The organism is Streptomyces sp. NPDC093094 (assembly GCF_044754345.1).
Classification (GTDB): Bacteria; Actinomycetota; Actinomycetes; order Streptomycetales; family Streptomycetaceae; genus Streptomyces.
The window spans coordinates 85,813-99,628 of record NZ_JBIVOX010000026.1; the positions used below are offsets into that span (position 1 = coordinate 85,813).

The window sequence follows — 13,816 nt, forward strand, 5'->3', positions numbered from 1 at the left end:
CACCCCTCTCGTCGCGGGCCCTGCGCACACTGGTCAGCCGGTGTGCAGGGCGGTGTACTCGGCGGCCAGTTCGTCCGCCATGCGTGTCACGGAGAACCGCTCGGCGACCAGCTTCCTGCCCGCAGCCGCGTAACGGCGCCGGTCGTCGACGGAGGTGGCGGCGACCCGCCGTAGGCCCCGCATCAGGCCCGCCCGGCCGGATGTGTCCATCAGGAGGCCGTTGACCTGGTCGCGCAGGTAGTGCGCGACGCCCCCGCGGCGCGGGCCGGCGACGGGAAGGCCGGCGTCCATCGCCTCCAGGACCGCTATCCCGAACTCCTCCTTCGCGCTCGGGCAGACGTACCAGCAGCAGGCGTCGGCCGTGCGCTGTGCCAGGGCACGCTGCAGTCGGCGTACCTCGGTGTTCGGCAGGGCCGGCAGCAGCGCCAGGCGGCGCGCGGCCTGCGGGTACGGGGCGAGGAGGGTGTGGATGCGGCGGCGGATGTCGTCCTCCACGGCGGTGCCGGTGCCGGGGCTGCCGCCGATGAGGACGAGGGTCGTGGTGCGGTGGGCGCCCGTCGCCAGCCAGGACCGGACCAGGAGGTCCTGCTGCTTGACCGGGTGCAGCCGGCCCACGCACAGCAGCACGGGAAGTTCGCGGTCCCGGGGGTCGAGGGCGTCGGGGCGTGTCCCGTCCCGGTAGAGCCGCTTCAGCGCCTCGCGCCGCCGGTCGTCCTCGTCGGGTGCGGGCCGGTAGGGAGCGATGCCTTCGGGCGGGGCGCTGGGTCCGCGTCCTTCGTTGAGCCGGGCGAGGCCGGGGAAGTGGCGGACGAGTTCGCGGGTGCCGCCGCGTCCGGGGATACCGACGACCGTGTCCGCGCGCTCGACGAGCCGGTCGGCCAGGAAGACCCGGTGCAGATCGTGCCGGAGGGCGTCCGCCGCCGTGGGGTCGGCGGGATCGCTCGCGGCATGGCGTTCGGCGAGTCCGCGGTGCGGGTCGGGTGTGGCCGTGAAGACCAGCGCGGCGCCCAGGCGCTCGGCGGCGTCGGCGAGGGCCAGGCTGCCGTCGTCGGCGTATCTGACGTGCAGGACGTCCAGGGGCCGTGGCATGGCGCCGAGCAGGCGGACCGCCCACCAGGTGAGGGCGGGGCGGTGGCGGTGCATCTCAACCTGAGCCGGGGCCGAGGGGGCGTCCACGGGGAGCCGCAGGACCCAGTGCCCGGGGGCGCGTTCGTGGGCAAGCCGGTCGTCGGCGGCGAGGTCCTCGTGTCCGGCGGTCACGACGGTGATGACGCCGGACATCCCGTCGGTCGCGGCCAGCCGGTCGCCGAGCCCGCCCAGCAGCACCGCCAGTCCACCGCTCATCCCCTGCCCCGGGGTGTCCAGGCCGCCCAGCAGCATGCTCTGGGCGACCAGCCGGCCCGCGGGCCCCTGCCTCTGCGGGCCGAACGCGGGTACCGGGGGCGCCAGCAGGAGCCGTTCGTAGGTGTCCCCGGCCTGGGAAGGGTGGGGCAGATGGGCGGGGCCGTCGGGGAGTCGACGCAGGTACCGCCAGGCGGAGTGGCGTACGGCCCGGTGCGTGGTGGTGCGCGCGAGCGACGCGCTCTCGGCCGAGGTGAGGGGATGCAGGCCGGCGGCCACCGCGAGGTCCAGCAGGTGCCCGGCGACCGGTCCGTCGCGGGACTCGCCGAGCATGGCGCGCAGTACCTCCTCGGCGTGCCGGGGGCCGTGCCAGCGAACGGTCTCCGGCCACAGCTCCGTCAGCACGGCCATGAGGCGCGGGTCGCCCTCCCGGTGGGCGAGCAGGGCCTCCGGCGTCAGTGGTACGCCCAGCCGGGCGGCGCGACGCAGTCCCGCCACGGCCTTGTCCCGGCGGTCCACCCCGGGTCCCTCGCCGGGCGGGACGGCCCGCGGCCGCAGCCCGTACTCGGCTTCCAGCAGTTTCGCCAGTTCACCCTGCGCGTCCGGAAGACGTCTGTCGTGTCTCGGCTCGGGGAGGTGTGCGGTCCAGCCGGAGCCGTTGAAGAACGCGGTGCGGGCGGCCACCAAGGGGTCGCGGGTTTCGTGGTCCGTTCCTCCCGGCCGTGCGGGGTCGTGAGCCGCCGAGGGGGGTGCGGAGGCGGTGCCGGCCACGGGTTCTCCTGTCTCAGGGACGGCGCTGACCTCTGTGGTTCGCGGGGTGTCGGCCTTCTGGATGCACCTGCCTCCGGTGCTGATTGCCACACCGTCCGACCTGCCCGAACGTGGCTACGATGCGCTGGCCCGGGTCTGCCGGACAGCGGGCGGAAGATGCCTTGGCCGAGGGGTTCGCATGCCGCGTGTCGTTGTCGTAAGTCCCCCGTTCATGTCCCACGCACGACCGCTGTCGGTCCTGGCCGGGGCTCTGCGCCGGCGCGGTGCGGACGTGTACTTCGCCTGCGCTCCGGCGTTCGAGCACCTGGCGCGGGAGGCCGGGGTGGGCTTCGAGCCGCTGTCCGTGTCGCGGAATGCCAACACCGGGGTGGCCGAGGCGACCGAGCAGGATGCCCGGGAGGCGGCCCGGCTGGCGGAGTTCCTGGAGGCCACCAGGGAGGGTGCCGTGTCGGCGCTGCTGGCCCAGGCCCGCCATCGGCGGGCTGACATGCTGGCCGACCCGGACGGGGTGCTCGACGCGCTGCGCTCGGCCGACCGGCGGCTGCGCCCCGACTGGTATGTCGTGGACCAGCTCAGCTACCCGGTCACCCTGGCCCTGCACTGCCTGGGCGTGCCCTACACGACCTTCTGCCCCGGACATCCCAGCTATGTGCTCTCCGGCCCCGACGCCTGCTTCGGCGTCCCCTACGCCTGGCCCGACGCACTGCGGCCCGATCCGGAGCGGCTGCGGGAACTGAGGGTCGCGGCGCGGCAGAACGACGAGGCATTCACCGCCCTGTTCGCGGCCTTCGCCCGGCGGCACGCGCCCTCCCGGCCGGCTCCGGGCCGGGCCTTCGCCCTCAGCTCGCCGCACGCCGTCGTCTACGCCTACCCGGCGTTTTGCTGGCTGCCGACGCCTCCGCCGGGCCCGGTGCGCCTGTTCGCCGGGCACATGGCCGCAGTCCCGGGTCCCTTCGACGCGGAGTGGGACGCGCGCCTGAAAATGCTGCGTTCGAGCGGCGAGAGGGTCGTCCTCGTCGCGCTCGGTACGTTCCTGTCCGCGCGTGACGACGTCCTGCGCACCGTCGTCACGGGGCTGCTCGACGGCATGCCGGACGTGTCGGTCGTCGTCGCGGCCGGAGAACGGGCCGCCGCGCTGGCCGATCTCGCGGGCGAACGGGCCGTGGTGGTGCCGTCGGTGCCCCAGCGCGCGCTGCTGGAGCAGGTGGACGCGATGGTGCACCACGGTGGCAGCAACTCCTTCACCGAATGCCTGCGGGCGGGCGTGCCCGCGGTGGTGCTGCCGTTCTCCAGCGACCAGTTCTCCGTGGCCCGGGACGCGGAGCGCGCCGGTGCCGGTGTGGTGCTCGACCCGAACACGCTGTCGCCGACCGACGTCCCCGCGGCGCTCAGGACGCTGTGGCGGACCGTGAGCCCGCGTATGCCCGAACTGGCCGCGGCGGTACGGCGGCGGGGGCCCGGGTGGGCGGCCGGAGAGCTGCTGGCCGCCATGGGCCGGCGGAAGTCGACGGACTGATCCCGGCGCCGTCGTGCCGGGGTGGGTCAGCCGGGCCACGTGCCGGGTGCGGGCAGGGGCACCGGCGGGCCGAAGACCACCGGGAGGCCGGGAGCGTACAGAACGCTCACTGGCTCGTCCTGCGGCCTCGACAGCCCCGCCGCCGCGACCAGGTCGTCCTCCCGGCCCAGCAGGGTGCACCTGCGGAAGGACCAGGCGGGGTGTGCGTTGGGCAGGTAGTAGGTGCGCCCGAGGAACCGCTCGTGCAGCCCCCAGCGCTGGGTGAGGAACTCCTCCAGCGGCGTGGCCGCCACCGGCTCGTCCGCCACATCCAGCCACACCCGTGCCCCGGCTCGCGCACCCTGGCGCCGACCCGTGCGGTACAGCAGCCGGCTGTCGAACCACTGGCTGTGGATGCGGGACCACCGGTAGGGCAGGCCGAACGCGCCGCGGGCCGTCAGTACGGGCAGCAGTCGGTCGCAGTCGAGCGAACGGAACACCACCCCGCGCCGTCCCGTGGCGTCGCGGCTGTACAGGCGGACGTTGACCTCGCCGAAGCTCCCCAGGTACGGCAGGGCCGGCGTCCGGCCGAAGGCGAGGTCGTCCATGCGGAAGAAGACCAGGCCGACGTACGCCCGGCCCTGGTGGAGGTCGGGCACGGTGCCGGCCGGCAGCAGCCGGGCCACCTCGAACGGGTCGGCGGGCCAGTGCAGGAACACCAGGTCCCGCCAGCGCTGCCGGAACAGCACGCGCCGCACCGCACGCGGAGCCAGCGGGGTCAACGCCTCCGCGGGCCGGGCGCTGTGGGACGAAGGGCCGTACGCGAGACGTCTCCTCGGCATGTCCGCCCTACCGCACCACTTCGAGCGCCGCACCGCTGCCGGGACGCACAAGTCTCGCCCCCTCGGAGAGCGCCCGCACGATCACGTCCACTGCCTCCGGAACGGGCAGTCCCCGCGGCAGCGGCGGCGCTTGGCCCACGACGGCGCGCCCGGCGAAGCCCGTGTCCATGTGGGGCAGGTTGATCTCCAGCACGGTCACGCCCTGGTGTCGCTGCTCGCGGCGGACCGCCGTCAGCCAGGTGGCCAGCGCGGCCTTGGCGGCGGCGTAGTCCGCCATCCGGGCCGGCGCCGCCTCGGCGACGATCCCGGTGACGGCCGCGAGGACGCCGCCCTCGGGCAACCGGTCCCCGGCGGCCCGCAGGAACGCCATGGGGGCCAGCGCGTTCACCGCCATCAGGTGTTCGGACACCGCGTCCTCCACCTCCCCGGCCGGCCCGAAAGCCGCGACTCCGACGCATACGACGACGCCGTCCAAGCCGCCCAGTTCCGCCGCCGCCCAGTCGACGGTCTTCGCGCAGGAGTCGGCGTCCCAGGCGTCGAAGGCGTGGGCGGGAGCGTGCCCGCACGCCGCCGAGACACGGGTGAGGGCCTCGCGGTCACGTCCGGCCAGTGCCGTGCGGGCACCGAGGGCGTGCAGCCGTACGGCGAGCGCCGCCCCGATCTCCCCGGTGGCACCCGGCACCAGAATCCGTGCACCTCGTAGGTCCATGCCCCGCCTCCCGTTCCGTGCCGACGACCTGGCACCACGTGTCTGGTTCGCCGGTCGGCCGTCGGCCGGATGCAGACGCGGGCACATCAGGAACGGCACGTCGGCCTGCCGTCGGCCTACCAGGGTCGACGGTGTCCCCGGTCCGGGTCAGCCGGCCGGTGCGTGACCGTGCCGCGCGGCGGCCGGCGCGTCCGCGAGCTCCCGCAGGTCCTGCGCGCTGCGGCTGGGCGGGGTCGTCGTCCGCGGGTACACGCGGGGGTTCCGCGCCGCAGCCACGCTCCGTGCAGTCCCGCTCGCCGTACACCGTCGATGTCCCACAGATGCACGGCGACCGGCATGGCCTGTCCGGGCCGTACGCCGGCCCGCTCGACGGCGTGGCGGTAGGCGACCGGTGCCGGTTTCCAGCAGCAGGGGCCGCCGACGTCCGACAGGGTCTCGAAGCAGTGCAGCACTCCGGCCCTGTCCAGCAGCTGCTCGGTCTGGGCGGCGCTGCCGTTGGTCATCGCGGTCAGCCGATACCCCGCATCGCTCAACTTCCTTATGCCGTCCGGTACATCGGGACGGGCGTCCAGCCGGGAGAAGCCGTCCAGAATGTGCCTGGCCGCGGCTTCTCCATCCGCCGGCGGGTTCTCCAGCCGGGACAGCAGTGTTCGCGGTCCGTCGTGGGCCAGGGAGGCGAAGTCGGCGTAGCCGCCGGCGGCCGTCAGGGCGAAACCGTCCCGCGGTACCCCGGTGAACCACGTCGGCAGCAGATGCCCCGGGGCACCGACGTCCCCGAAGCGACCGCGCAGCGGCGCGAGATCGCTGAGGGTCTCGTTGACGTCGAAGACGAGGACCTGCGGCTGGCCGGCAGCCATGCGCTCCCCTTTCCGGCGTCCGTGGGCGATTGTCGGACGCCGGGTCCGTCCAACCGCGAGTACCCGTCCTTCAGGCGCGCGGTCCGGGGATGTCTACGCCGCTGCCCCGATGCCGATCGAGTCCAGGGCGGCGGCGACCGACTTCCTCAGCGTCGCCGCGTCGAGCCGGCCGACATCCTCGCCGCCCTCGACGGTCTGGACCGACCCCCGCGAGTCGCCGGGAGGGGCAGCAGCCGCCGATGGCCGCGGGAGCGCCGATGCCGATCTGGAGTGCTGCCGGGGCGCCACAACACCCGCCGTCTTCGCCGCCCTGGACGGAGTCGGGGTCGTCGAACAGGCCCGCGCCACCGCATACGCCGGTCTCCCGCAGGGCGACGTTCAGGCGCCACAGGGCGGCGATCTGGTTCTCGGCCAGGGCCTTGGTGCGGTCCGGCGGTGCCGGCCGCCGCTCGATGCCGATCGTCGGGTCATCGTCGATCCAGCCTTGGCGCTGCCACCAGCCGATCGCCTTGCGCGCGATGGACAGCTCCCGGTCGACGGTGCCGGCGTCCGTCTCGTCCGCCCGCGCCGTCGCCAGCTCGGCCAGCACTTCCGGCAACGCCGGGTCGTCGATCGCGGCGATGAGGAAGACGGGCGGCTTCGCACCGCGGCGGGCGGGTCCCCTCGGCGCGGGTTTGCCGGCAGACATCCACCCCCACGTCGTCAGCGAGATCCGGTAGTTCCGCGCGGAGGACTTCACGATGCCCGCACCGGTGAGGTACCGCTCGACCGCCGCGGTGTACGTGGCCGGAGGGGCGGACAGGGGCACCACCCGGGCGCGCGGCAGGCGGAGCGCGCCCCCGCTCCCGAGCTCGGTCACCCGCTCGACCGTCGCGCTCGTCCCGCCCCTCCGGTCCTGCCGCGGTAAATGCGTACACCTCGCCCCGGCGGCCGTGATGGCCCGCCGCAGGTCGCGGTGATCACGGTAGGGGCTCTGCCGCGGTAAACCCGGCATTTACTGCGACACCACCCTGACGATCCATCAGGTGGTGGGAGTCTGATGGCCGACCTCGATGCGGAACTGCTGCTACCGCTCTCCGCTCCACCGCCGGCCCTCACGATGGACGCAGCCCCGAGCCTTACGCAGCGCTACATGTCCGTTCGCCGTAGCTGTACGAGAACAGGGCCGTGACACCCGGCTGACAGGGCCCGTCGTCCCGTCTCGCGGCTGCGAGGTGCGGGGCCGCGCGGTAGATTGGAGACCGAGCGTGGTGTCGGATTTCCACCGGGTACAGGCATGTCGGCCCTCCCGACAAGGAGCCGAACATCATGGCCAAGTCTGTCCGCCTCGGCATCATCCGGGCCCGGCACGACACCTCCGCGCCTGTCATCCCCGATCCCGCCTGTATCGCAATGCTCATGACCGGCGACCATGCCTTGCTGCGGTTCTGGGAGAACACCACCCGGGGTCATCTCGACTTCGTCGACTCGTCGATGTTCCCGTGGGTCGACGTCACGATCGGGACCGACACCTCCCGGGCCGCCCAGGCCCGGGCTGCCGTCGACGCGCTGCGCGCTCGGTTCCCCGACCTCCCGGAGTGGCCCGGCCTCAACGGCCTGGTCGTCATCACCCACCCGGGACAGCGGACCGTGCCGAATCCCCGGGCGGGGCAGCCGGGCCAGCCTGCCACGATTACGCAGAGCTTCGACGGTGGCGCGACCGGTGTCGACGGGCTATCGGTCGCTGTGCTTCCGGTGATGTCGAGCGACCTCACCTTCATGTGTCACGAGGTCGGCCACGTCCTCGGTCTGGACCACACCTTCGGGCTCGACAACAACGGCACCGACTGGGATCCAACCGACGCCAACATCGTCGTCGGCCAGGAGTACGGCTCCCCTTACGACCTCATGTCGTCGGCCACCTTCGCGGGTCGCTTCCTCGGCGCGGGGCCGACCTACTCCGGCCAGCCGACCTTCACCGGGCCGACGGTCACCAACTGGCCGTATGCCGGTGCCTTCGCCATGGGCCCGCACCTCTCGCGCGCGAACCTGCACCTGTCCATGCCGGACGCGCTGGCCGGCCGGGTTGTCGATGCGCCCTTCCCGCAGCCGGGCGCACCGGTCACCGCACGCATCGTGCCGGCGTCCGCGTCGAATGGCAGGTGCCTGCTCCTGCTGCACCCGCCCGGCGAGCCGGCCAGCGGGGTGGGCCGGGTCTACGTCGAGTACCGCGTCCCTGCGGGCTGGGACGCCGGCATGGATCCACTGGGGCCGAGCCTTTCGCGGGAAGGGGTGGTCGTCCATTCGGTCGTCGACGTCACCAACCAGGGACCGCGCGCGTGGTACCGGGGGTCGGTACCGACGAAGTCGCCGGACACCGATGTCACCGTCGCGACGACACCGCTCGTCGTGCGCACCGTGGCCGCCGATCCGGAACGGCACTGGGTGGACGTGTCGGTCACGGCGGGCGCGGCGAGCGCGGTCGAGATCGTCCGGGGACCCCAGACCGACGGCGTGATGGGCCCCGTCGGTGAGCTCCAGGAGACCAGGACGCCGTGCGGCGACCCCGTCCGTCGCGGGACGTTTGCCACGGCCTCGACCGCCTCCTTCGGTGTGCGCGGCACCGGCTTCGGCGGCAGTGGCGTGCCCGTCGACCCGCAGCCCACGATCACCTGGACCGTCGGAGGTGTTCCGCTGGGCGCACCGAGTGGGATGGTCGACGTGCCCGTGGACGGGGCGGTGTTCACGCTCGACTACACGATCGAGCCGGTCATGTCCGAGCTCGTGCTCACCTCTCGGGGCGGGGAGCGCTACGAAACGTCCGCGGTGGTGACGGTCAGCGGCGGCGGGACGACGGCATCCGCCACCGCCGTGTTCACGGCGCAGGGGTGGGTTGAGGGGATCCACCCCGACGACGTGCAGAAGTTGGGTGACTGCCTGGGCCGGATCGCGGAGCGGTACCGGCGGATGCCCGCGCCGTTCCGCAGGCCGACACCCGAGCCGCCGTGGAGCGACCTGGCGACGCGTCGGCTGGCCGAACAGGCATGGCTGAGGCAGGCGTTCCGGCTGATCGCCCGGCCGCCGGACCTCGACGCCACCGGCCGCGGCGAGCTGAGCCGGCTCCTCCAGGTGCAGGCGCCGCCCACCGCGTTCATCGACGCGCTGGGGGAGGCGGCCGTCGACTACAGCGTGCCGGAGGCGGACCTCACCGACTGGCTCCGGAACCCCGAGTTCACCCCTTACCCGGCGCTCGCCCAGTCGATGCTGCTGAGGCTGGACAGTACGCGGTTGAAGCGTCCCGTGTTCCTGGACGTCATCGCGTTCAACTACGAGAACTCGCCGGGGAAGCCGTCGCCGCGTCTACTGGAGGACGTGGACACGGCCGTCCTGGAGGCGGCCGTGGTTGAGGGCTGGAACGTCCGGTACGGGGAGGCGGTGTCGGAGTTCGGTGAGTTGTTGACGTGATGGTGCTGTTGATGCACAGGAAGTCGGACGGGCCGACTTCCTGTGCCACCCGACCGGCCCAGAACACCGGTCCCGGACCCGAACCGTCCGAATTGACGACCGGCGCAGTGCGGGTTAGGCGGCCTGGCTGAAGCCGACTGCGGTGGGGTCCTGCTCGCGCAGCGGGGTGAAGTCGACGTCGAGCTTCGGGTCGTGCGCCTCGGGCTCTATGCCGAGTTCGTGCGTTCTGTACTCGCCGAACCGTTTGATGTGTTCGGTCAGGTAGGGCGAGATGTGGGCCAGGTCCTCGGGATCGATCTCCCACCCCTTCTCCTTGGGCGCCCGGCGGAACGGGCCCGTAAGGACTCAGGCATTGCCTCATCCGCCGGTGGCGGCCGAGGTGCGCTGTTCGAGCCGAGCCAGGGCCAGCGCGCCCCAGCGGAGGTTGCCCTGTTCAAGGGCCATCCCCCGCAGCAGGGTGAGGTAGGGGCCGATCCGCTCGGCGGTCGCGAAGAACTCCTCCTCGGTGCGCCCGTTCAGGAGGCGTTTCTGCAGACGCTCGTAGCGGGTCAGCTTGGCGGTGGACCACTCCATGCGTTCGACGATGGCGGCCCGTACGGCCTGGGCATCGCCGGCGTCGACGCACTGGACCTTGACCATCAGCTCGTCCCTGATGGCCGTCGGCTTGGACGGGGATGCGGCGGTGTAGGCGCGCACCGCCTCCAGTCCGGCCTCGGTGAGGGAGAACAGCCGCTTGTTGGGGCGGCGCTCCTGCTCCACGACACGGGCCGCGATGAGCCCGTCGCCCTCCATGCGCTCCAGTTCCCGGTAGAGCTGCTGGGGGGTGGCCATCCAGAAGTTGGCGACCGAGGCATCGAACCCCTTCGCGAGGTCGTACCCGGACGCCTCGCCCTCCAAGAGGGCGGCCATCACCGCGTTGCGTAGAGCCATGCCTCCAGTCTAGAACATCTAGTTGATTAGTCAAAAAAGTGACTAGGGTATGGACACCCTCCACCTCCGCACCTAATCTGCGAGGCACCTAATCAATTCGTTGACTATAAGAGGTGATCCTGTGCACCCCTTCCGCAAAGCCGTGGAAGCAGGCGACAAGGCAGCCGTCGCCGACCTCCTGGCCGAGAACGTCGTCTTCACCAGCCCGGTCGCCTTCAAGCCGTACCCGGGCAAGGCGATCACCGCCGCGATCTTGGGCGCCGTGTCGGAAGTCTTCGAGGACTTCACCTACATCCGGGAGATCGCCAACCCGGACGGCCGCGACCACGCCTTCGTCTTCACCGCCACCGTGGACGGCAAGCACCTCACGGGCTGCGACTTCCTCCACTTCGACGAGGACGGGAAGATTGACGACTTCATGGTGATGGTCCGCCCGCTCTCCGGCGCAAAGGCGCTGGCCGAGGCGATGGGCGCGAAGTTCCAGGAGATCGCCCGAGAGGCGGGCGGCCATGAGTGACTTCGACGCCGTCGTCATCGGCGCGGGCAACGCCGGCCTGACCGCCGCCACCACCCTCCAGCGCGCGGGACTGCGCACCCTGCTGGTGGAGCGCCACAACATCCCCGGCGGCTGCGCCACCTCGTTCCGGCGGGGCCGCTACGAGTTCGAGGTCGCCCTGCACCAGCTCTCCGGCGTCGGGACGGAGGGCCAGCAGTTCTCCCTGCGGAACCTGTACGAGAACCTCGGCGTGATCGACCGCCTTGACTTCGTCGAGGAGCACGACCTCTACCGGGCCGTGGTGCCCGGCCAGTACGACGTGACGCTACCCGCCGAGTGGGCGGGCGCGGTGGATGTGCTGAGTGACGCCTTTCCCAGCAACCGTGAGCGGGTCGAGCGGTTCTTCCAGCTGGTGAAGGACACCACGATCTGGCAGATGGCCGCCATGCGCGGGATGCCGGTCGAGCAGATCGACCCCGACTACTTCCGCCAGGGTCTGCGGCCGCTCGGCGAGGTGCTGGACGATCATTTCGACGACCCCCGCATCAAGGCCGTACTCGCCACTTACTGGACTTATGTCGGCCAGCCGCCCTCCCGGATGGCCTTCCAGGACCTGGCGCTGATGCTGTTCGCCTACTTCGAGTTCAAGCCCTGGCACATCAAGGGCGGCTCGCAGGCCATGTCCAGCGCCTTCCTCGACTCATTCCTCACGGCGGGCGGCGAGGTGCGCTTCAACACGGCGGTCGAGGCGATCCTGACCGAGCGGGGACGCGCCGTCGGGGTGCGCCTCGACGACGGCCAGGAGATCTCGGCGCGGGACGTCGTCTCCAACGCCTCGCAGCCGGTGACGTACGCGATGCTCGGCGACGCCGTGCCCACGGCCGTACGAGACGATCTCGCCAGTCGGCGGGTCGGTGTGTCGGGCTTCGTCCTGCACATGGGCCTGGACGCCACGCCCGCCGAGCTCGGCTTCACGACCAGCACCACCTTCGTCAACGCCGACCTGGACGACGACCGCCTGTACGCCTCCTGGCACACGCTGGAGCCGGCCCGCGGGATCTGCGTCTCCTCCTACGACGTCGCCCCGATCGGCTTCGCCCCCTCCGGCGCCACGCACGTCAGCCTCATGACGCTCCAGTACGCCGACGCCTGGGACGATGTCTCGCCCGGCGACTACGCCCGCACCAAGTTCGCCTACGCCGAGACGCTCCTCGACCGCGTCGAGGTGATCACGCCCGGCATCCGCGACGCCATCGAGGAGGTCGACGTCGCCACCCCGATGACCATGTCCCGCTACCTGGGGCATCCGGGCGGCGCGATCTACGGCTACGACCAGGACCGCACCGAGAACTGGGTCTTCCGCAACAGCGAGCGGGAGAGCCACGTTCCCGGCCTGCACCTGGCCGGCTCGTGGGCCGGAATGGGCGGCTTCCAGACCTCGCTGGAGTCCGGCCACCGGGCCGCCCGCCGCCTGCTGCGTTACAAGGCCGCCTGACCGCACGATCCGACAGGGAGTCTCCCGTGCCCCATCGCCTCGCCCCGCTCTTCGAGGGCTACACCGACATCCAGGCCGACATCGACGGCCGCCCGGCGGACACCGCCGACCACGCCACCGACACCCGACGCCTTGTCGCGTCCTACCACCCCCGACGGCTCACCCTCACCGTCTCCGAGGTCATCACCGAGACCGTCAGCTCCGCCACCTTCCGGCTGCGCAGCGCCGACGGCACGGACCTGCCGCCGTTCCTCGCCGGGCAGTACGTGGGCGTGTTCGCGGACGGCACCAACCGCCCGTACGCCCTCTCCTCCAGCCCCGCGACCCTCGGCCGCTGGGATCTGACCGTGCGCCGGGTGCCCGGCGGGCGGATCAGCAACCACCTCATCGACACCCTCGCCGTGGGCGACACCCTCACCACGACCGGGCCGATGGGCACCTTCCACCACAACCCGCTCTTCCACGGCGACGACCTCGTGTTCCTCGCCGGCGGCTCCGGTGTCGTACCGGCCATGAGCATGATCCGCGACATCGTCGACAACGGACTGGACCGCCGCCTCCACCTGATCTACGGCTCCCGCACGCCCGACGACGTCATCTTCCGCGAGGAACTCGATGCCCTCGCCGCCGACCACCCGAACATCCGCGTCGACCACGTCATTGCCGAGCCCGGAAACGGATGGGCGGGACCGACCGGCCTGCTGACCGCCGCGCTGATCAAGACCCTCGCGGGCCCGCTCGACCGCCGCATGGTCTACGTCTGCGGCCCTCAGGCCCTCTACCCGTACGCGCTCCAGCAGCTGGAGGAGCTCGGCCACCCCCGCCGCCGTATCCGCTTCGAGGCCAACGGCGCGCCCGCCGACCCCACCCGCCAGGCCCGCTGGCCGGCCGACACGGACCCCGACACCGAGGTGACCGTCACCGCTGGCGGAACGTCGTTCCGCACCCGCCGTGGCCGCCCGCTGCTGGACGCGCTGGAGGACCAGGGCATCCGCCCGGAAGCCGCCTGCCGCTCAGGTGAGTGCGGACTGTGCCGAGTTCGCGTCCTCAAAGGCACCGTCCACACCGCCGAGGAAGCCCAACTGCGTCTGTCCGACGAGCGGTTCGGCTACACCCACTCCTGTGTCGCCTACCCGGTCACCGACCTCGACCTCGACCTCTGACCCGGTACGGCGGTCGGGTCGCGGGACGCGGCCGCCGCACCGGCCACCGAAGGAGCCGCGACCACCGTGTCCGAGATCGACGCACCCAGCATCGCCCATTTGGCCGAGATGGCGGCCGACGCCTACGGCCCGCGCACCGCCCTGCGCTTCAAACGCGCCGGAGTCTGGCACACCGTCAGCTAGTGCCGCATCAAGCAACGTTCGCCCTGTCGTGATGTGTCGCCCAATTGCTGTGCCGACGGGCCCCAGACAGCCAGAATGATCACGTGGCTG

11 protein-coding genes and 1 pseudogene are annotated in these 13,816 nt (G+C 72.1%); 5 read left to right on the forward strand and 7 right to left on the reverse strand.

The features are described 5' to 3' along the window. Window positions 1-33 precede the first annotated feature (33 nt). The gene (locus ACIQGV_RS35880; protein ID WP_402502695.1) at window positions 34-2,112 is read right to left on the reverse strand and encodes a glycosyltransferase family 4 protein; all 2,079 of its coding nucleotides are present in this window, start codon (window positions 2,110-2,112) and stop codon (window positions 34-36) included. Between the two features lie 211 nt (window positions 2,113-2,323). Between ACIQGV_RS35880 and ACIQGV_RS35885 the strand changes: the two genes are divergently transcribed. After that, window positions 2,324-3,628 (forward strand): glycosyltransferase, encoded by a 1,305-nt coding sequence (locus ACIQGV_RS35885; protein ID WP_402502698.1) that lies wholly within the window; start codon window positions 2,324-2,326, stop codon window positions 3,626-3,628. A gap of 26 nt (window positions 3,629-3,654) precedes the next feature. Here ACIQGV_RS35885 and ACIQGV_RS35890 read toward each other — a convergent pair whose 3' ends face one another. From ACIQGV_RS35890 to ACIQGV_RS35905, 4 genes are all read right to left on the reverse strand, one after another. Beyond that, entirely contained in the window at window positions 3,655-4,449 is a 795-nt protein-coding gene (locus tag ACIQGV_RS35890) for a YqjF family protein (RefSeq protein WP_402502701.1), read from the reverse strand. Window positions 4,450-4,456: 7 nt separating this feature from the next. Beyond that, a complete protein-coding gene (locus tag ACIQGV_RS35895) occupies window positions 4,457-5,158 on the reverse strand; it encodes an SDR family NAD(P)-dependent oxidoreductase (RefSeq protein WP_402502703.1) in 702 nt (233 codons plus the stop codon). A 116-nt stretch (window positions 5,159-5,274) separates the two neighbouring features. After that, a complete protein-coding gene (locus ACIQGV_RS35900) occupies window positions 5,275-6,015 on the reverse strand; it encodes a haloacid dehalogenase type II (protein WP_402502705.1) in 741 nt (246 codons plus the stop codon). A 70-nt stretch (window positions 6,016-6,085) separates the two neighbouring features. Next, a complete protein-coding gene (locus tag ACIQGV_RS35905; protein ID WP_402502709.1) occupies window positions 6,086-6,754 on the reverse strand; it encodes a hypothetical protein in 669 nt (222 codons plus the stop codon). A 569-nt stretch (window positions 6,755-7,323) separates the two neighbouring features. On the opposite strand from ACIQGV_RS35905, the gene ACIQGV_RS35910 reads away from it, so the two are divergent. Beyond that, the gene (locus ACIQGV_RS35910) at window positions 7,324-9,459 is read left to right on the forward strand and encodes a hypothetical protein (RefSeq protein ID WP_402502711.1); all 2,136 of its coding nucleotides are present in this window, start codon (window positions 7,324-7,326) and stop codon (window positions 9,457-9,459) included. A gap of 114 nt (window positions 9,460-9,573) precedes the next feature. Here ACIQGV_RS35910 and ACIQGV_RS35915 read toward each other — a convergent pair. Both ACIQGV_RS35915 and ACIQGV_RS35920 read right to left on the reverse strand, forming a co-directional pair. Beyond that, window positions 9,574-9,765, reverse strand: a pseudogene (locus ACIQGV_RS35915) (hypothetical protein); the annotation flags it as partial. Between the two features lie 51 nt (window positions 9,766-9,816). Then, complete coding sequence (locus tag ACIQGV_RS35920; RefSeq protein ID WP_402502713.1) at window positions 9,817-10,389, reverse strand: PadR family transcriptional regulator; 573 nt, start codon at window positions 10,387-10,389, stop codon at window positions 9,817-9,819. 121 nt (window positions 10,390-10,510) lie between these two features. Between ACIQGV_RS35920 and ACIQGV_RS35925 the strand changes: the two genes are divergently transcribed. Genes ACIQGV_RS35925 through ACIQGV_RS35935 form a run of 3 tightly spaced genes read left to right on the forward strand, consistent with a single transcriptional unit; the run spans window position 10,511 to window position 13,543 of the window. After that, the gene (locus ACIQGV_RS35925; protein ID WP_402502715.1) at window positions 10,511-10,906 is read left to right on the forward strand and encodes a nuclear transport factor 2 family protein; all 396 of its coding nucleotides are present in this window, start codon (window positions 10,511-10,513) and stop codon (window positions 10,904-10,906) included. Then, window positions 10,899-12,380 (forward strand): phytoene desaturase family protein, encoded by a 1,482-nt coding sequence (locus tag ACIQGV_RS35930; RefSeq protein WP_402502717.1) that lies wholly within the window; start codon window positions 10,899-10,901, stop codon window positions 12,378-12,380. The genes ACIQGV_RS35925 and ACIQGV_RS35930 overlap by 8 nt, the downstream gene beginning before the upstream one ends. Window positions 12,381-12,406: 26 nt before the next feature. Further along, entirely contained in the window at window positions 12,407-13,543 is a 1,137-nt protein-coding gene (locus ACIQGV_RS35935) for an FAD-binding oxidoreductase (RefSeq protein ID WP_402502719.1), read from the forward strand. Window positions 13,544-13,816 lie beyond the last annotated feature (273 nt).